The organism is Parageobacillus caldoxylosilyticus NBRC 107762 (assembly GCF_000632715.1).
Lineage (GTDB): Bacteria > Bacillota > Bacilli > Bacillales > Anoxybacillaceae > Saccharococcus > Saccharococcus caldoxylosilyticus.
This window is the reverse complement of record NZ_BAWO01000025.1, coordinates 1-18,196: the sequence shown is the minus strand read 5'-3', so window position 1 is coordinate 18,196 and position 18,196 is coordinate 1. Positions and strand designations below refer to the sequence as shown.

General features: G+C 45.3%; 22 protein-coding genes. 14 read left to right on the top strand and 8 right to left on the bottom strand.

The genetic code is table 11. From position 1 onward, the window contains the following. Positions 1-15: 15 nt before the first annotated feature. Positions 16-828, bottom strand: coding sequence for a cobalamin-binding protein (locus tag GCA01S_RS08265; protein ID WP_026078435.1), 813 nt, complete (start codon positions 826-828; stop codon positions 16-18). Positions 829-1,006: 178 nt separating this feature from the next. Here GCA01S_RS08265 and GCA01S_RS08260 point away from each other — a divergent pair, with 178 nt between their 5' ends. The 3 genes from GCA01S_RS08260 (at position 1,007) to GCA01S_RS08250 (ending at position 4,364) form a co-directional block, all read left to right on the top strand. Then, entirely contained in the window at positions 1,007-2,500 is a 1,494-nt protein-coding gene (locus GCA01S_RS08260; protein ID WP_042408972.1) for a leucyl aminopeptidase, read from the top strand. Positions 2,501-2,727: 227 nt separating this feature from the next. After that, the gene (locus GCA01S_RS08255; protein ID WP_017434818.1) at positions 2,728-3,348 is read left to right on the top strand and encodes a DUF47 domain-containing protein; all 621 of its coding nucleotides are present in this window, start codon (positions 2,728-2,730) and stop codon (positions 3,346-3,348) included. A 17-nt stretch (positions 3,349-3,365) separates the two neighbouring features. Beyond that, a complete protein-coding gene (locus GCA01S_RS08250; protein WP_042408969.1) occupies positions 3,366-4,364 on the top strand; it encodes an inorganic phosphate transporter in 999 nt (332 codons plus the stop codon). A gap of 74 nt (positions 4,365-4,438) precedes the next feature. Here the strand turns inward: GCA01S_RS08250 and GCA01S_RS08245 are convergent, their stop codons facing one another. Then, the gene (locus GCA01S_RS08245; RefSeq protein WP_042408967.1) at positions 4,439-5,047 is read right to left on the bottom strand and encodes a biotin transporter BioY; all 609 of its coding nucleotides are present in this window, start codon (positions 5,045-5,047) and stop codon (positions 4,439-4,441) included. Positions 5,048-5,184: 137 nt separating this feature from the next. On the opposite strand from GCA01S_RS08245, the gene GCA01S_RS20510 reads away from it, so the two are divergent. Continuing rightward, entirely contained in the window at positions 5,185-5,343 is a 159-nt protein-coding gene (locus tag GCA01S_RS20510) for a hypothetical protein (protein ID WP_017434821.1), read from the top strand. A gap of 68 nt (positions 5,344-5,411) precedes the next feature. On the opposite strand, the gene GCA01S_RS08240 is transcribed toward GCA01S_RS20510, so the two are convergent. The 4 genes from GCA01S_RS08240 to modA all read right to left on the bottom strand — a co-directional run bounded on the left by GCA01S_RS08240 (position 5,412) and on the right by modA (position 8,493). Further along, the gene (locus GCA01S_RS08240) at positions 5,412-5,732 is read right to left on the bottom strand and encodes a hypothetical protein (protein WP_026078436.1); all 321 of its coding nucleotides are present in this window, start codon (positions 5,730-5,732) and stop codon (positions 5,412-5,414) included. A gap of 135 nt (positions 5,733-5,867) precedes the next feature. Beyond that, positions 5,868-7,196 carry an ArsB/NhaD family transporter gene (locus tag GCA01S_RS08235; RefSeq protein ID WP_042408964.1) on the bottom strand — a complete coding sequence of 443 codons (1,329 nt, stop codon included), beginning with the start codon at positions 7,194-7,196 and terminating at the stop codon, positions 5,868-5,870. Between the two features lie 27 nt (positions 7,197-7,223). Continuing rightward, positions 7,224-7,658: a hypothetical protein gene (locus GCA01S_RS08230; protein WP_042408963.1), complete on the bottom strand. Its 435-nt coding sequence runs from the start codon at positions 7,656-7,658 to the stop codon at positions 7,224-7,226. 67 nt (positions 7,659-7,725) lie between these two features. Beyond that, positions 7,726-8,493 (bottom strand): molybdate ABC transporter substrate-binding protein, encoded by a 768-nt coding sequence (gene modA, locus GCA01S_RS08225; protein WP_042408962.1) that lies wholly within the window; start codon positions 8,491-8,493, stop codon positions 7,726-7,728. 164 nt (positions 8,494-8,657) lie between these two features. Here modA and kapD point away from each other — a divergent pair, with 164 nt between their 5' ends. The 4 genes from kapD (at position 8,658) to GCA01S_RS20690 (ending at position 10,309) form a co-directional block, all read left to right on the top strand. Next, entirely contained in the window at positions 8,658-9,281 is a 624-nt protein-coding gene (gene kapD / locus GCA01S_RS08220; RefSeq protein WP_042408960.1) for a 3'-5' exonuclease KapD, read from the top strand. 80 nt (positions 9,282-9,361) lie between these two features. After that, the gene (locus tag GCA01S_RS08215; RefSeq protein ID WP_017434827.1) at positions 9,362-9,574 is read left to right on the top strand and encodes a hypothetical protein; all 213 of its coding nucleotides are present in this window, start codon (positions 9,362-9,364) and stop codon (positions 9,572-9,574) included. A 65-nt stretch (positions 9,575-9,639) separates the two neighbouring features. Continuing rightward, positions 9,640-10,161, top strand: coding sequence for a superoxide dismutase family protein (locus GCA01S_RS08210; protein ID WP_042408957.1), 522 nt, complete (start codon positions 9,640-9,642; stop codon positions 10,159-10,161). Beyond that, positions 10,127-10,309: a hypothetical protein gene (locus GCA01S_RS20690; protein ID WP_155835558.1), complete on the top strand. Its 183-nt coding sequence runs from the start codon at positions 10,127-10,129 to the stop codon at positions 10,307-10,309. The genes GCA01S_RS08210 and GCA01S_RS20690 overlap by 35 nt, the downstream gene beginning before the upstream one ends. Here the strand turns inward: GCA01S_RS20690 and GCA01S_RS08205 are convergent. Next, positions 10,293-11,453 (bottom strand): MalY/PatB family protein, encoded by a 1,161-nt coding sequence (locus GCA01S_RS08205; protein WP_042409001.1) that lies wholly within the window; start codon positions 11,451-11,453, stop codon positions 10,293-10,295. The two genes, GCA01S_RS20690 and GCA01S_RS08205, sit on opposite strands and share 17 nt — an antisense overlap. A 271-nt stretch (positions 11,454-11,724) precedes the next feature. Between GCA01S_RS08205 and GCA01S_RS08200 the strand changes: the two genes are divergently transcribed. The 3 genes from GCA01S_RS08200 (at position 11,725) to yugI (ending at position 13,872) form a co-directional block, all read left to right on the top strand. Next, on the top strand, positions 11,725-12,225 hold the full coding sequence (locus GCA01S_RS08200) for an Lrp/AsnC family transcriptional regulator (protein ID WP_017434831.1): 501 nt from the start codon (positions 11,725-11,727) through the stop codon (positions 12,223-12,225). Next, the gene (locus tag GCA01S_RS08195; protein ID WP_042408953.1) at positions 12,222-13,394 is read left to right on the top strand and encodes an aminotransferase; all 1,173 of its coding nucleotides are present in this window, start codon (positions 12,222-12,224) and stop codon (positions 13,392-13,394) included. The genes GCA01S_RS08200 and GCA01S_RS08195 overlap by 4 nt, the downstream gene beginning before the upstream one ends. Before the next feature lie 115 nt (positions 13,395-13,509). Further along, a complete protein-coding gene (gene yugI, locus GCA01S_RS08190; RefSeq protein ID WP_017434833.1) occupies positions 13,510-13,872 on the top strand; it encodes a S1 domain-containing post-transcriptional regulator GSP13 in 363 nt (120 codons plus the stop codon). 40 nt (positions 13,873-13,912) lie between these two features. On the opposite strand, the gene GCA01S_RS08185 is transcribed toward yugI, so the two are convergent. Next, complete coding sequence (locus tag GCA01S_RS08185; protein ID WP_017434834.1) at positions 13,913-14,146, bottom strand: DUF378 domain-containing protein; 234 nt, start codon at positions 14,144-14,146, stop codon at positions 13,913-13,915. A gap of 150 nt (positions 14,147-14,296) precedes the next feature. Here GCA01S_RS08185 and GCA01S_RS08180 point away from each other — a divergent pair, with 150 nt between their 5' ends. From GCA01S_RS08180 to GCA01S_RS08170, 3 genes are all read left to right on the top strand, one after another. Next, entirely contained in the window at positions 14,297-15,460 is a 1,164-nt protein-coding gene (locus tag GCA01S_RS08180) for an iron-containing alcohol dehydrogenase (protein ID WP_042408950.1), read from the top strand. A 161-nt stretch (positions 15,461-15,621) separates the two neighbouring features. After that, positions 15,622-16,971, top strand: coding sequence for a glucose-6-phosphate isomerase (locus tag GCA01S_RS08175; protein WP_017434836.1), 1,350 nt, complete (start codon positions 15,622-15,624; stop codon positions 16,969-16,971). Between the two features lie 634 nt (positions 16,972-17,605). Further along, on the top strand, positions 17,606-17,794 hold the full coding sequence (locus tag GCA01S_RS08170; RefSeq protein ID WP_042408949.1) for a hypothetical protein: 189 nt from the start codon (positions 17,606-17,608) through the stop codon (positions 17,792-17,794). The last annotated feature ends 402 nt before the right edge of the window (positions 17,795-18,196 follow it).

Below are 18,196 nucleotides of genomic sequence, written 5' to 3'. Positions count from 1 at the left end.
GACAAGCACCGCCCTTTATTTTGCCAACAATGGGTCTTGCCCGTCGTCCGCAGGAAAAACGGATGGATGCAGCAAAGCTGACAGTTTTTTAAGACCGACTAAAAGACGCGGAGAAGGGCGGCAATATAGCGATTCCTCCAGTATGTAAATGCGGTCGGCGCAGACGGCATCGACGTTTTCTGCCCCTATTCTCTTTTTTACCGCCTCTTTATTCATTTTCTTTGTCTGCACGCCGACCCAAACGAGACAAATATGCGAAGGATTGCGCTTTACTACTTCGTTCCAGTCCGTTTGCACGTTGGCCTGCGGCATGTCGGCAAAAATATTGCTTCCTCCCGCCAACCGGCTTATTTCGCTGAGCCAGTTGGCGTTGCCGGGAGTAAAAATCGGCTTCGGCCACCATTCCCAATACAGTCTTGCCGGCTGTATGACGCTGTCTGCAAGTTGACGGTATTGCTCTATGAAAGAACGGTAGCGGTGAACAACTTCGATTGCTTTGGCTTGTCGGCCAAGCGCTTCGCCGAGCCGAAGTAAATCATTAGCTATATCTTCCAACGAATTTGGTGCAAAAACAAGATGGGGAATGTTTCGTTTTTGTAGTTCCTCGACGTTTCTTTCCATCCCGGGAACGCTTAAAGAAGCGAGCACTAAATCCGGCTTCAGCTCCGCCACTTTTTCCATATTGATATGCAAGTCGGGGCCGACTTTCGGCAAATGAGCAATCGAGGACGGCCAGTCCGAGCAGTTGTCGATTGCGATCAAATGATCAAGCATATTCAAGTAAGCGAGCAATTCCGTGTTGCTCGGGCAAATCGAAATTATCCTCATCTTCATTCTCCCTTCCATTTCTGTGATCAACACACCTATGGACTTTCCTTCTTTTTTCATTCCACATGTTCTTTACGGTTTCCTTGTCATAGGAAAAAGTATTTTTTAGCATATCGAAATAATGGCAACATTTCGATATAATGAGGGAGAAGATGTATACAAACAAGGAGAGATGACGATGTTTACAGTGAAATCGCAACTGTCTCTAGATACGGTGCATGAAGCGCTGGTGATTGGCGTTTTTGAAAAAAACCAGCCGCTAGACGGCATTGCTGCCGAATATGACCGCCGCCTTGGCGGCCAGCTGTCTGTGTTGTTCAAAGAAGGAGACATTTCCGCAAAGAAAAAACAAATTTCCCATGTACATACGTTGAATCAAGCGGGAGCAAAGCGGCTGTATTTTGTTGGGTTGGGCAAAAAGGATGCATTGACGTTTGAGGGGCTGCGCGAAGCGTTTGGCAAGCTGTGGAAAACGTTGAAACAAGCAAAGCGGACGGAAGCGGCTGTCGCTTTGGATACGTTTGTAACGGACGATATCGATGCAAACGAAGCAGCTCATGCACTCTCCGAAGCGTATTATCTTGCCACTTACGAATTTCCTGGATATAAGCAAAAAAAGAACGAACCGGAAAAACGGATAGAAACAATAACGATTTACACGGAAGCGGACGCAGCTGAAATCGAAGCAAGTCTCTTTGTCGGTTCGGTATATGGCAAAGCGACCAATTCGGCGCGCACGCTTGTCAATACGCCAGGCAATTTGATGACGGCGGCGGATTTAGCGGGATACGCGGTAGAATTGGCGAAAAAGTATGAGTTTGAATATGAAATTCTCGAAAAAGAAGAAATGGAACGGCTCGGAATGGGGGCGCTCCTCGCCGTCAATCAAGGATCGAAAAAACCGCCAAAAATGATTGTCTTAAAGTATCAAGGGAGAGAACAATGGGACAACGTTATCGGACTTGTCGGAAAAGGAGTGACGTTTGATACGGGCGGCTACTCCCTTAAATCGCGCGAAAGCATGGTTGATATGAAAACCGATATGGCTGGTGCCGCCGCGGTGCTTGGCGCGATGGAAATTATCGGAGAGCTGCGCCCGGAACAAAATGTTATTGCCGTCATCCCAGCTACCGACAATATGATCAGTGGGGAAGCGTTTAAACCGGATGACGTCATTACATCGATGAGCGGAAAAACGATCGAAGTGAAAAATACGGACGCGGAAGGCCGTCTCATTTTAGCCGATGCAATTACTTATGCGAAGCATCACGGCGCCAACTATTTAATCGATGTAGCGACGCTGACCGGTGGCGTGATCGTCGCGCTTGGCGTGCATACGACGGGGGCGATGACAAACAATGAAGCGTTATTTGAGCAGCTGCTTGAAGCGTCGGCGGAAACAGGGGAATTTATTTGGCGCCTGCCGATTACCGAAAAAGATAAAGAACGCGTGCGCAGCAGCAAAATTGCTGATCTCAACAACTCGCCGGGACGGGAAGGACATGCGATTATGGGCGGCGCGTTCCTCGGTGAATTTGCCGAAGATACACCATGGGTGCATCTCGATATTGCCGGAACGTCGGTGGCGGCGAAAGATTATGATCTCGGGCCATCGGGTGCGACCGGGGTCATGGTGCGCACGCTAGCGACGTTCGTAGAACGGTTTGAATAAGAATACTGGAAACCGAAGCCTCTTTTGTATGGCTTCGGTTTGTTTTTGGAATGCTATATGTACGTAATGTAAAGATAATGTAAATTTAATGTAAATTTTTTTTATCTTTTCTTGTCGATTCGACATTTATTGATAAAATAGAACAGGTAGCATAAATTCCATTAGTTCATAAAATAAAACAAGTGGCATCCATTTCTATCAGTTCAAAATCAATGGGGGTTTTCACAATGATCTTTTCGCCAAAAAAAGATGTCTTCTTTGATTTATTATTTACGATTTCGGAAAACGTGAAAGAGGCGGCACAATACTTTGTAGAATATAAAATTAACAACGTCAGCGATTTAAAAGAATTCGCCCGCGTGATGAAAGAGTATGAGCGCAAGGGAGACTCTTATATTCATGAACTCGTTGTTGAATTAAATAAAACATTTATTACGCCAATTGAACGCGAGGATATTCATCAACTGGCGATGAAAATGGACGATGTATTAGACGGATTGGAGCAATGTTCAGCCCGTTTTGAGATGTTTTCGTTTACTGAAATTGATGACCATATGGTGAAGTTTTTCAATAACATTTATCAAAGCACGATTGAAATCGCCCAAGCCCTGAAGTTGCTATCGCATAAAAAACTTCTTGAGATGCGGAAACATGCCATAAAAATTAAGGATTATGAAACGAAGTGCGATGAAATTTTGCGGGCTTCGATTAAAAATTTATTTGTGGAGCAAAAAGATCCGGTGAAAATCATTCAATATAAAGAACTATATGAAATGCTTGAAGAAATTGCCGATAGCTGTGAGGATGTAGCGAATACGATTGAAACGATCATCATGCGCAACGCATAAAAGGAGACATCGTCTTTATGGATACGGTATTGGTACTTACGGCTCTGATTGTTTTTTTCGCATTGGCGTTTGATTTTATCAACGGATTTCATGACACTGCCAATGCCATTGCCACATCGGTATCCACACGGGCGCTTTCGCCGCGAAAAGCGATTATTTTGGCGGCGTCGATGAACTTTATCGGTGCGCTGACCTTTACCGGGGTGGCGAAAACGATCACCAAAGACATCGTCGATCCATTCGCTTTGGAAAATGGTTCTATCGTCATTTTAGCAGCGTTAATCGCTGCGATCGTGTGGAATTTAATCACTTGGTATTATGGTATTCCAAGCAGTTCTTCGCATGCATTAATCGGTTCGGTGGCGGGAGCTGCGGTTTCGGCCGCCGGGTTCGATGTGTTGCATTATAAAGGGTTTCTTAAAATTTTGGAATCGTTGATTATCTCGCCATTTTTAGCGCTGGCGGTAGGCTTTGTCATTATGAGCCTGTTCCGTTTCATCTTTAAAAACGCCAATTTAACCCGTACGACGAAAGGATTTCGTATGTTTCAAGTCGTAACGGCAGCGCTGCAGTCCTTTACACATGGAACGAACGATGCGCAAAAGACGATGGGAATTATTACGATGGCGCTGATCGCCGCCAATTACCATACATCAGACAATGTGCCGGAATGGGTGCGGATCGCCGCCGCGCTTGCAATGGGAATCGGGACATCAGTCGGTGGTTGGAAAATTATTAAAACGGTCGGCGGCAAGATTATGAAAATCCGTCCGGTCAATGGCGCCGCTGCCGATTTATCGTCTGCGCTCGTCATTTTCTCGGCTACCCTTCTTCATTTGCCGGTTAGTACGACCCATGTCATTTCGTCGGCGATCATGGGAGTCGGTGCGGCGCAGCGCGTGAGGGGCGTAAAATGGGGAGTCGCACAGCGCATTGTGTTGACATGGATCATTACGTTGCCTGTTTCGGCGTTGATTTCGGGATTTGTATTTCAAATTTTAAAACTATTTTTCTAATAAAGAAGCGCGCATTCCTTTTTGGATATGCGCGCTTTATTTATAGAGAAAGAAGAGCATTCATGAACAGGGAATTAGGCAACGTGCCGATAATAGGAAGCCGATTTACGGATGGCGCGATACATACGTGGCGCCATTACTCCAGCTACGATCGATAAAATAATGTCTTTCGGAAGCGGCACCATCATCCAACTCCATGCCATGCCATAGGAAAATCCTTGTGGCGCTACCGCCCACCATTTATAAGCGGCATACATCCAGTTTGTACCGATGACATAGTTAATGGCCATGCCGACGAGTGATGCGGCGACAAAGCGGACAGTAGACGGATTGTCCTTGCTGCGCTCAATGATCCAGCCTGTAGCATATGCAGCAAAAATGAAAGAGACGATAAAGCCGAATGTTGGGCCGACAATGCTGCCAAATCCGCCGCCAAACTTGGCAAACACCGGGGCGCCAAATAAACCGACTAACATATAAACCATCATCGCCGCGGCGCCAAGCCTTCGTCCTAAAACAGCTCCAGCGAGCACGCAGAAAAATGTTTGCAAGGTAATTGGAACGCCGCCGATGACCAAAAATGGCGCCCATGATGTGATATTGGCACCGATCGCCATCAAGGCCACGAACATGCCGATCAATGTAATATCAATGGCACGCCATTTCGGATGTTGTGCCTCCATATGTAAACCCCCTTCTTTTGTGTGTTAACAAAATCGTATCGAACAATAAGAGGGATGTCAACTATATTTTTCGGACATGTGCATAATAAAAAGAAAGCGGTATGCTGATTTTTATTCGCTAAGAAAGGAGAAATGGCATGAAATTTGCTGAGCAAGAACGGGAGATCAAACAGGCGAGCAAAAAAGGGGCAAACGAAGATATTATTCATGTAAGCAAAAACGATGATGGATACGATTTGCGCGATGCCGCAGAAATCGGGAAAAAACAGCCGTTTGATGAAAATGGAAATGCGTAATGTTATGAATTGGGTGAGGAAAGGGCTCACCTCTGTGGAAGGTGCAGCCCGATCGCGTTCGCAAGCGATTAGGTGGGCGGAAACGTATTCCAGCGTAAGCCAATAACAAGCTGACAACATAAAAACGCACCTGGCGGAGGAGATAAAGTCAAGCGGATGCCGTCGGGATTAAAATAAAGATCGACTTTCGATTTAATTCCAAGCGATTGAATCATCCGGCTGACTTCCTTTGTTTTTCCCTCCTGTGCCGCTGCCATGACGCTGGTTGCGAACGATTTTGATTCCGCTAGTTTTTTTAAAATCGTGCTGGCGTCGTTCATCAATGTTTGTGCGGTCGCCGCCGATTGGGAAAAAAGAGCAGGATTCACCGGCGGATATTGCCTGACCATATATGGGGGAGGGAATGCAGGATACAATATCACAGGTTATTCCTCCTTGTTAATTATTTCTATACTACTATATGTACAAAATGAGAAAAGGAGCGAATTTCTGTTGAACTTCGCTCCTTTAACATTCTGCTCTTATTACATTAAATAACGAACGAACAAATAGGCGTGGGAAAGCAGCAGAGCAATCAGCGTCAACGGCGCGCCAATTTTTAAAAAGTCCATATAGCTGAACCCATGCCCTTCGCGCGAAGCGATGCCGGCGACGATGACGTTCGCAGAGGCACCGATTAATGTGCCGTTTCCGCCAAGGCAGGCGCCTAGTGACAATGCCCACCATAATACTTCAATTTGCGCGGCATCCGGCGATAATCCCATGCCAACAGCCATGTCTTTAATCAGTGGAATCATGGTGGCGACAAACGGAATGTTATCGATCGTGGCAGAGGCAATGCCCGATAGCCAAAGGATAAAATACGCCGCGACGGAAATATCGCCGCCGGTGATTTCGAGCACTTTTTCCGCTAAACTTTTTATAAGGCCGATGTCCACCAGTCCGCCCACTAAGATGAATAGACCAGCAAAAAAGAAAATGGTTACCCATTCCACCGAGGCAAATACATCCTCGATTTCATGTTCCGGCACCGCGACCAACATTAAAATGACAGCGCCTGTCATCGCGATGACGGCCGCATCAACATGGATGACCGAATGAAGGATAAAGCCCAAAATCGTCAGCGCTAATATGGATACGGATTTTTTTAGTAGTTTGGCGTCCTTAATATAGTCGGCGTCATTTACATTCATCAGCTTGCTGATAAGTTTTTCATCCGTTTTCAGCTGCTTGCGATAAATCCATGCCAAAAGGGCGATGGTCACTGCAGCAATGAGGAGCACGATTGGTGTTAAGTTGAGCAAAAATGCGTTAAAATCAAGATGTTTATTGGCCGACCCAATCATAATGTTTGGCGGGTCGCCGATTAATGTCGCCGTTCCTCCGATATTGGACAGCAGCACTTCCGAGATTAAATAAGGAACCGGATTTACTTGCAGCATGCGCGTAATCGAAAACGTAACAGGAACAACGAGCAGTACGGTTGTGACATTATCCAAAAAGGCGGATAAGATACCGGTTAATGACGAAAGCATCACTAAAATGCGGATAGGACGCCCTTTTGCTAACTTGGCCGCTTTAATCGCCATGTATTGAAAAAAACCAGATTTACTTGTAATGTCGACCAAAATCATCATACCGATAAGCAAGGTGATCGTTCCCCATTCGATATGATGGGTAAAAGCTTTATGCAGGTCGACGATGCCAAAAATAATCATTACCGCTGCGCCAAACAGTGCAATCACGGCGCGGTTGATTTTTTCGGAGATGATAATGGCGTATGTAATCAAGAAAATAGCGATGGCAAAATAATATTGAAAATTGGATATTTCCGTTGCTGCGGTATGAGACATGACTTGTAAACGCTCCTTTCCTTTGTTTTAGACGGAGGTATGAAAGGCATTTCCGCATGCAGGGCATGTCCAGTCGCTACGGGTTGGATGAGCGTTACGCAAATAGAAAGAAAATGAGCAGTGCGGGCATTGTATTTCTGTCATGCGGTCAATAAACAATTTCTTCGTCGGCTCGGTTGGCACGGACGTATCGACAATTTCGATATGAATATCCTCGCGCGATTCATCTTCGGCAAGCACAAGACCGTTTGCTTCTTCCTCGGTTCGCCATCCTTTGTCAATCAGGTGCTGCTCGAGCTGGCTATGCGAAGAATGGTTCAGCATATCTTCGGCGAGTTCCATATATTGTTCATTTGTTAATGAGGCAAATGGAATATGCGATTTTTGCTTGTCCCAGTATGCTTTTAGTTGTTCTTCCGTGAAAATAAAAGTGACAATTTTGTGTATGACCACATTTTTCATGGCAGCGCCCCCTTTTTACTATATAAAATCAGTATAGTCTTTCTCTTCAGTGTTTTCAAACAAATATCTACTTGCCAGGGACAATAAATCCGTATTTTTGAAAGAATGATGCGGCTTGCTTCGAATATAAGTAGGCCACCCATTGTTTTGCTGCTTTTTGTTGTTTCGATTGAACCACCACTCCTGCCTTATAGACGATCTGCTTGTTGAGCGGAGGCGGAGCAACCGCGGCGATATGAACGTGCTTCGATGCAAGGGCATCAGTGCGATAGACGATTCCTCCATCGACATTTTGTGATTCGACATAAGTCAGCACTTGGCGGACATCTTTAGTAAAAATATATTTTGTTTTTAGTTTTTCCCATAATCCGGCCGACTGCAGCCATTGTCTAGCGTAAGCGCCGGCTGGCACCGTTTCCGGAATGCCGATCGCCACTGAACGGATGGACTGGTTCGTTAAATCAGATAGGGAATGCACCAAGCTTGAACGATCTTTTGGTACGATCAAAACAAGCTCGTTGTAAACGAGGGGACGGTCGTGCTCGGCGATAACCGTCTTGTTTTGCTGCAGCTGTTCAAACGTACGGGCATCGGCGGAAACAAATATATCAATCGGCGCCCCTTGTTCAATTTGTTTTTGCAACGTTCCCGTTGAGGCAAAGGTAAAGCGAAGCGTGACATCATGGTGCTCTTTTTCATATTGCTTGCCAATCGCTTCAAGAACGTCTTTCATGCTAGCGGCCGCCCCTACTGTAAGGACGGTATTTTTCTCGTTGGCGTGGGAGCAGCCTGCTAGAAGAATTATCAAGCATAGACATATCACGAGCTTCTTCACCGCATTTTTTCTCCTTTCCAATTATTCATCCATTATACCTAACTTTTCCGGCTTTCGCCCTTTTTTTGATATTTTCTGAAAAAGGAAATAAACTGTCGCTTCCTCATGATATAATAATAATAGCAAGATCATTCGTGATAATGCATAAGAAGGGAGGGAAAGATATGTCGACCGCACAACAATATTTGTTCCTCGATTTTGAATTTACGATGCCAGAGACAAAAACGAAGCCGCACGGGTTTCTTCCAGAAATTATTGAAGTCGGTCTTGTCGCGGTGGTCAATGGCGAAGTATGTGACCAGTTTTCGGCATATGTGAAACCGCTGCGCTTCCCGCAGCTTACAGACCGGTGCAAATCTTTTTTAAAGATTACACAAGAACAAATCGATCAAGGAATCAGCTTTTATGAACTTGTTACGCTGCTAAGCAAGTATGATCGGGCGCGGCCGAGCACGGTAGTGACATGGGGCAGCATGGATATGAAAGTATTGCGGGAAAATTGTATGTCGGCGAATGTGCCGTTCCCATTTAGCGGAGAACATCGCGATTTGGCAATGGAATATAAACGGTTTTTCGGCAATAAAAGTCAGACCGGACTGCGAAAGGCAATACAGGAGTATGGAAATGAAGGAGTTGGAAAAGCGCACTGTGCGTTGGATGACGCGTTCACTACCTATACTATCTTCCGGTTAGTGGAAAATGATAAAAAATATTTGACGAAAACAAAGCCGCCGACGCTCGGGGAGCGGATCGATTTCACCCAGCTGAGGAAAAAATTCGCGCTTTAGTGAGCCGCACCGACAGCGGTCTTTTTTTTGTTTGTTTATGCTATAATAGCGATTGAAATATTCTGGAGAAAGGTTGTTGAATGATGATTCTTCCAAATATATTAAACTTATTTTTATACTTTCCGGAAGATAAACGCGAATATATTCCGGCTGCCATTACATGCACCATTTTCTTGATTGCGGCGCTTTTAACGATGCGGCTGATCATAAAAATTTCCAAATGGCAGGAAGAAGAGGCAAAGAAATTAGAAGAACAGTTAAAGAAAAAAAATGTAATCCGCGATGAAAAATAGAATGTTTAATATGCCTTCTCTCTGGCAATACTAACAGATAAAAACGTATTGCCTGGAGGGGTTTTGTGCTTCAACGAGCAAGCTGGTTGTTAGCTGCAACGGTTTTATTCCTTGCCGGCTGCCAAAATGAAGATGCTACTAATTTAAAAGTCCATATGATTAATAGCGATGGTGATTCCGTCGGCACGATCCAATTGATGGAACAGGCAAAAGGAGTCAAATTGAAGCTGGATTTGGAGGGGCTTCCGCCTGGGGAACATGCGATTCATATCCACGAAAAAGGCGTTTGCAAAAAACCGGATTTCCAATCGGCTGGGAATCACTATAATCCGGACGGGAAAAAACATGGATTGCTCCATCCGGAAGGTGCGCATGCCGGCGACTTGCCTAATATTATTGTCAAAGAAGACGGAACGGTTAACGTCGAATTGACGGCGCCGAATGTGACGTTAAAAGAAGGAACGAAAGGGTCGCTATTGACCAAAGACGGGACGGCGATTGTCATTCACGCGGGAAAAGATGATGGAATGACACAGCCGGCTGGAGATGCTGGTGGACGAATTGCTTGTGGTGAAATTAAAAAATAGAAGGGGTAAGGAAAGGCTCTTGCCGGTGAAACGGGAAGAGCCTTTTTGTGTTTTTTGCGAAAGTTTTTCAGCGCCAGCAGTGGAGGCTGCCGCGTCATTTTATGTCGTTATTTCAAGCATCATGAACAATCTTATTGCAAAGCAATAGATAGGCGGTGAAGAGCCTCTTTCAGCGTTTGGCGCGGGCAGGCGACATTCATGCGTATAAACCCTTTTCCTTCTTCGCCGAATTTGCTGCCAAACTCAACCGCGATTTTTCCTTTTTCCAAAAGAAGCTGTTTCAGCTGCTGCTCTGTTAGGCCAAGATGCCGGCAGTCGATCCAAACGAGATACGTCGCTTCCGGGCGGATGATGCGAAGCGCTGGTAAATGTGTCTGTATGTAAGAGGATACGCAATCGATATTCTCCTGCAAATATGCAAGCAGTGCATCGAGCCATTCCCCTCCATGACGGTAGGCTGCCTCTGTGCCGACGACGGCAAACGTATTCAGCGTAAAAAATCCTTGCCGCTGCTGGACTTTGCGGAATTGCCGTCGCAGTGATTCGTTGGCAATGATCGCTGCCGCTGCCTGCAGACCGGCAAGGTTAAATGTTTTCGTCGGCGCCATGCATGTGATGCTTTTTTCGGCAAACTCAGGACGAATCGAGGCAAACGGCACATGTTTGTTTGGCGGAAAGGTAAGATCGGCATGGATTTCATCGGAGATGACGATCACATCGTGTTCCATGCATAACTCCCCGATTTTTTCCAATTCTTCTTTTGTCCATACTCGCCCCCCAGGGTTATGAGGGCTGCACAGAAGCAACAGTTTCGCGCCTTGAATCTTTTCCGTAAAATCCTCCCAGTCGATTTCATATCGCGTTTCCTTGAGCTGCAGCGGGCTGGTGACGAGCATGCGGCGATGCTGGCGAACAAGCTGAAATAGCGGCGGATAAACGGGAGTAAACACAACAACGCGATCTCCCTCCTCGGAAAACGCCTCGATTGCCGTCGCTAGTGCGGGCACGACACCGGTTGAAAAGACGAGCCATGATCGGTCTATATCCCATTGATGCCGCGTTTGCAGCCAATGTTGCACCGCTTCTTTTAATGAATCAGGAATGACAGTATAGCCAAAAATGCCGTGCTTGACCCGTTTGTGCAAGGCCTCGATCACTGCGGGCGGAGCCGGAAAGTCCATATCGGCCACCCACATCGGCAATGCGTCTTTGACACCAAAAACCCGCTCTGTGTCATCCCATTTTACCGAAAGGGTATGGCGGCGGTTGATAACATCGTCAAACCGATACATAAAAAACATCCTCTCCCTTCTTTTTTTATCCATTATCGCTTATAATTTTTGTATATGCACCCATTTTCGCCGAAAAGGTGACAGGCATATGATGGATGCGCAACAATTGTATGTTTCATAATAAACGCGAATATGATTTAGCTGGATTGTTTGTCCGTTTGTCCGGGGTGCGTCCATCCTTCTTCACCTCTTGCTGTTTATTTTAAATTTTTATCGTTTTTTCATGCAAATAGAGAGAATGTATGCGAAAATAGTTGCTGGGGGGATCTACATGAAACTGAGCGAAAAAGAGGTTGAAATTATCGAAATATTGGAAAAAGACGCTCGCATTCCAATGGAAACACTAGCGAAAATGGTGGAGCTGACGGTCGAAGAAACAGAGGCGATCGTGAAAAAGCTCGAAGAAACAAAAGTGATTGTCCAATATGCCGCGCTTGTCGATTGGCGGAAAGTGGACGGCCATGAAGGCGTCACAGCGATGATCGATGTGAAAGTGACGCCAAAGAGGGGAGTCGGATTTGATGAAGTGGCGGAGCGCATTTATCGCTTTCCGGAAGTAAAATCCGTTTATTTAATGTCAGGGGCATATGATTTATCGGTCGTTATTGAAGGGCGTTCGATGTCTGAGGTGGCGCAATTTGTTTCCGAGAAATTATCGACGCTCGATTCCGTGATTTCGACGACGACTCATTTTATTTTGAAAAAGTATAAACATGATGGCACTGTATTTGACCAAGGAGATCAAGATCGCCGCATCGTGGTGTCGCCATGAGACAGCAAACGAAAAAGTCATACGTGTCGGAAACCGTTTCCCGTTTAAAACCATCGGGAATTCGCCGCTTTTTTGATCTTGCTTCTGGCATGGAAGGGGTGATTTCCCTTGGAGTTGGCGAACCGGATTTCGTCACCTCTTGGAACATCCGGGAAGCAAGTATTTTATCGCTTGAACAAGGATATACATCCTACACGGCGAATGCCGGGTTGCTGGAGCTTCGCCAAGAAATCGCCGCTTATTTAATGCGCAAATTTCATGTCGAGTACAATCCGGAAACAGAAATTTTGGTGACGGTCGGAGCGAGCCAAGCGCTGGATTTGGCCATGCGGGCGATTATCAATCCTGGCGATGAAGTAATTGTCGTTGAACCTTGTTTTGTCGCATATGAACCGCTTGTGGCGCTTGCTGGGGGGACGCCCGTTTTAGTGGAAACGCACGGGGACGACCATTTTAAACTGCGTCCGGAACAAATCGAGCAAGTCATTACCGACCGCACGAAAGCTCTCATCATTTGCTCGCCAAACAATCCGACAGGCACCGTGTTGCAAAAAGAAGAACTGGAAGCTATTGGGCGCATCGTAAAAAAATATGATTTGCTTGTCGTTGCCGATGAAATTTATGCGGAACTTACATATGACGGTACGTATACAAGCGTTGCCGCTGTCGACGGTATGTGGGAGCGGACGATCTTAATTTCCGGTTTCTCGAAAGGGTTTGCGATGACAGGATGGCGGCTTGGCTTCGCTGCCGCGCCGAATGAAATTTTGCAGGCGATGTTAAAGATCCACCAGTATGCGATGATGTGCGCGCCGACGATGGCGCAATACGGCGCACTAGAGGCATTGCGCAACGGCGGGCAAGATGTCGAGTATATGAGAAAAAGCTACCGGCGGCGGCGCAATTATTTTGTTCAATCATTAAATGAAATCGGCCTTTACTGTCACATGCCTGGCGGCGCGTTTTACGCGTTTCCATCGATTCAATCTACCGGCTTGACATCGGAACAATTTGCTGAAAGATTATTGTTCGAAGAAAAAGTGGCGGTCGTTCCGGGCAATGTGTTCGGCGCAAGCGGGGAAGGATATATCCGCTGTTCTTACGCGTCTTCTCTCGAGCAGCTGCAGGAAGCGATCAAACGGATGAAACGTTTTTTAGAGCGATTGTAGTTTCCATGTTCTGCTGTCCCGCTGCGGGATGGCAGAACATATTTTTTTGGGATTCATCAAAAATTTATGTTATAATACAAAAACACATATGAAATAAAAAATAGGAGTGTTTTGTTTGTCAACGATAGAAGCAGGAGATATCGTGAAAGGAAAGGTAACAGGCATTCAGCCATATGGCGTTTTTGTCGAATTAGACGGAGGAATACAAGGACTTGTTCACATTTCGGAAATTTCCCATAAATTTGTAAAAGATGTTAGGGATTATGTCCATATCGGCGATGAAGTAATGGTAAAAGTATTGTCGATCGACCGGCAAACGAAACGGGCTAGCCTATCAATGAAGGCACTGGAGAATCGAAACAAAGACGAAAAACGTCACGTGAAAGTAAAAATGTCGTTAAACCCAGGATTTAATACGTTAAAAGAAAAGCTGCAAGAGTGGATCGAGCAATCCAAAAAAGAAGATTTACGAAAGTAAAACACCCACCTTTTTTGAGGTGGGTGTTTTACTTTACATTTTATGTGTGAGACGTTTTTGGTTCCGTTCGTCCTAATTCTTCGGCAGGCTTGAATAGAAGCGCAAGGTTAATCAATCCTGCAATGCCGATGATTCCATAGATGATGCGCGACAATGCGGCATCTTGCCCGCCGAAAATCGCTGCTACTAAATCGAATTGAAAGAAACCGATTAATCCCCAGTTAATGGCGCCGATAATCGTAAGTAATAGTGCAATGCGCTGAAGTACACTCATTCATCTATTCCTCCTTTACATTTTTCCATCATTCGCTTATAGAATGCATAACATGGACGAAAAATATGCATCATTTGCGAAAGAAGTAAATCACTTTACAAGCGGAGATCATACTGTCCATAATAGAGACAAGAAGGAGGGGAAATACATATGCAAAATTTTACTTTTCAAAATCCTACGAAATTGATTTTCGGAAAAGGGCAAATTGAGCAGCTGAAAAAAGAACTGCCGCGTTATGGAAAAAAAGTATTGCTTGTCTATGGCGGCGGCAGTATTAAACGAAACGGGCTGTATGACGAAGTAATGAACATATTGAATGAGCTGAACGTAAAAGTGACAGAGCTTCCGGGAGTGGAACCGAATCCGCGCGTATCGACGGTAAGAAAAGGCGTAGATATTTGCAAAAGAGAAGGCATCGAATTTTTGCTTGCGGTCGGAGGCGGCAGTGTCATCGACTGTACGAAAGCGATTGCTGCCGGGGCCAAATATGACGGCGATCCGTGGGATTTTATTACGAAAAAAGTGACGGTGACGGAAGCGCTTCCGTTTGGAACGGTATTGACGCTGGCCGCAACCGGTTCGGAAATGAACTCCGGCTCGGTCATTACCAACTGGGAGACAAAAGAAAAATACGGCTGGGGCAGCCCAGCGACGTTCCCGCAATTTTCGATTCTTGACCCGACGTATACGCTCACGGTGCCGAAAGACCATACCGTCTACGGAATTGTCGATATGATGTCGCATGTGTTTGAACAATATTTCCATCACACGCCAAACACTCCGCTGCAAGACCGGATGTGTGAAGCCGTATTAAAAACAGTGATGGAAGCGGCGCCAAAACTAGTGAATGACTTGCAAAACTACGAGTTGCGCGAGACCATTTTATACAGCGGAACGATTGCGTTAAACGGCTTTTTGCAAATGGGAGTCCGCGGCGACTGGGCGACGCATAACATCGAACACGCTGTATCGGCGGTATACGACATCCCGCATGCCGGCGGTCTTGCGATACTGTTCCCGAACTGGATGAAGCACGTGCTTGATGAAAATGTCAGCCGTTTTGCCCAACTAGCGGTGCGCGTGTTTGACGTCAATCCGGAAGGGAAATCGGAACGAGAGGTGGCGCTAGAAGGCATTGAAAAACTGCGCGAGTTTTGGTCGAGTCTTGGCGCGCCGTCTCGGCTTGCCGATTATGGCATCGGCGAAGAAAATCTTGAATTAATGGCGGACAAAGCGATGGCGTTTGGCGAATTTGGCAAGTTCAAAAAATTAAATCGCGATGATGTGCTCGCCATTTTGCGCGCATCGCTATAATGCAGAAAAGAGGCAGTTCCGGCTGCCTCTTTCTTGTTTTTTTATTCATATAAATGTTAAAAATGAATCCGTTTACATAGCGAGGCAACGACTTGATTCCTTTTTGTTGTTTCGTTAAAGTGAAAGAAGGTAAAAACATTTTGGTTTGGAGGATCGAACATATGACACATATTCGTTTTGATTATTCAAAAGCCTTGGCGTTTTTTGGCGAACATGAGCTTACCTATTTGCGTGATGCAGTGAAAGTGGCGCATCATTCCCTCCATGAAAAAACAGGAACAGGCAGTGATTTTTTAGGATGGCTCGATTTGCCTGTTGACTATGACAAAGAAGAATTTGCCCGCATTCAAAAAGCAGCGGCGAAAATTCAAGCTGATTCCGATGTGTTGCTGGTGATCGGTATCGGCGGCTCGTATTTAGGAGCGCGCGCTGCGATTGAAATGCTTCATCATTCATTTTACAATGCGTTGCCAAAAGACAAACGGAAAACGCCGCAAATTCTTTTCGTCGGCAATAACATTAGCTCGACTTATATGAAAGATGTCATCGACTTATTAGAAGGAAAAGATTTTTCGATTAACGTCATTTCCAAATCGGGCACGACAACAGAGCCGGCAATTGCCTTCCGCATTTTCCGCAAGCTGTTGGAAGAAAAATACGGAAAAGAAGAAGCGCGCAAACGAATCTATGCAACGACCGACCGGGCGCGCGGCGCGCTAAGAACATTGGCGACGGAAGAAGGCTATGAAACATTTGTCATTCCAGATGATGTCGGCGGCCGCTACTCCGTATTGACGGCAGTAGGACTGCTTCCGATTGCTGTCAGCGGCGCAAACATCGAAGAAATGATGAAAGGTGCAGCGCAAGCGCGCGAAGACTTCAGCAGTTCGGAACTGGAAGAAAATGCGGCATACCAATACGCGGCCATCCGCAACATTCTATACAACAAAGGAAAAACGATCGAGCTGTTGGTCAACTACGAGCCAGCGCTGCAATATTTCGCGGAATGGTGGAAACAGCTGTTTGGCGAAAGCGAAGGAAAAGACCAAAAAGGAATTTTCCCAGCTTCGGCAAACTTCTCGACCGACCTTCATTCCTTAGGGCAATATATTCAAGAAGGACGCCGCGATTTGTTTGAAACGGTGTTGAAAGTGGAAACGCCGCGCCATGAGTTGGTTATTGAAGAAGAGGAAAGCGATTTGGACGGGCTGAACTATTTGGCAGGCAAAACGGTCGATTTTGTGAACACCAAGGCGTTTGAAGGAACGCTCCTTGCCCATACGGATGGCGGTGTGCCAAATTTAGTGATCACCCTGCCGAAATTAGACGAATATACATTCGGCTATCTTGTCTATTTCTTTGAAAAAGCGTGCGCGATGAGCGGCTATTTATTAGGCGTTAACCCATTTGACCAGCCTGGAGTGGAAGCTTATAAAGTGAACATGTTCGCCCTCCTTGGCAAACCGGGCTATGAAGAGAAGAAGGCGGAGCTTGAAAAACGCTTGAAATAACGGCATTTTTTAACATATTCACCGATTCATCTTCCACCTCTAAACGGAGTGTAGGTGGGAGAGGTTCATGGGAATCGAGAAAAACAGCCGATTTTCGGGGTACAAAAATGGTGTTTGACCACATTTTTCAAAAGTGATTGGTCGACTGTACTCCGAAAATCTTTTTCTCGATTCTTTTTTCATTTTCTCCGTGATATAAGTGTACGTATCTGCCTTGATGGAAATACTTTCATGCTCCAGATCGTGCTAGATTTGTTCGGGAGCTATGCCAGCCGCTAAAATGTGCACAATCCAAATATGGCGTAAATCATGAGGCTTTTTTTGATTTGCTCGAATTGCTGTATGAAATGTTCTATCCCTTCACTTAGTCCCGTCAGGTTTATAAAAAAACAAAGTTTTGAATTCAGCAATGAAAAACGAACCGCCATGAGCTTTCAAATAGTCGAGTAAAGGATTAGGACGGTCATCTGCGATCACTGGCTTGGTTATTTCTAAATAATCAGCTAACTGACAGCATGGTTAAACAAGAAAAATTCACAGTTTTTTCATAGTTTAAATTACTGTATTCATGAAAAATGAATTACAATTATTGATAATGTTCTTCCAAAACTAAAATAATCTGGAAGAGAGCGCAATGAAGATTTTATTAATATTAGTAATACTTGTAATGGCAGCGGGATTAATTGGAACCTTATCCCTATCCGGAAAAGGTGATGAAGATTATAGTTCTTCCACCAAAAGCAACATAGCACGTCTTACACTTATATATGTTGGACTTGCCGTCGCATTAATGGTCGGAATTGGATTGTATGTTGCATTATAGAGCAGGATCTTCTTCAACTGCCGTAACAAAAAGAACATGTGCGTCTGTCTCTATGACAGGCGTTTTTATTTTATCGGAGCGATGGAGATGTATGAATTTCCATTTCCAAACAAACTGTGAGTGCGTTCCTCTTTGTAGCCGTTTACCTGTCTACGCATGTTTTTAACGATAAATCAAGCGGTTGTGCGGTTTCAGTGATGATTTTTCCTAAATTTTCGGTTTTTAAAATGTTTTCCTACGCTGGCCGCTTCTTAACGTAGACTAACTTCAGCAGGAATCGCTTTTTTATCACGTCATTATAGCCAAAGAAACATCATGTTTCAGACTATGGTTCAAATCAAAACAAACGAACAAATAATTGTACCCAAATAGGAAAACATAAAAGAAAAAGGAGCATTCCTG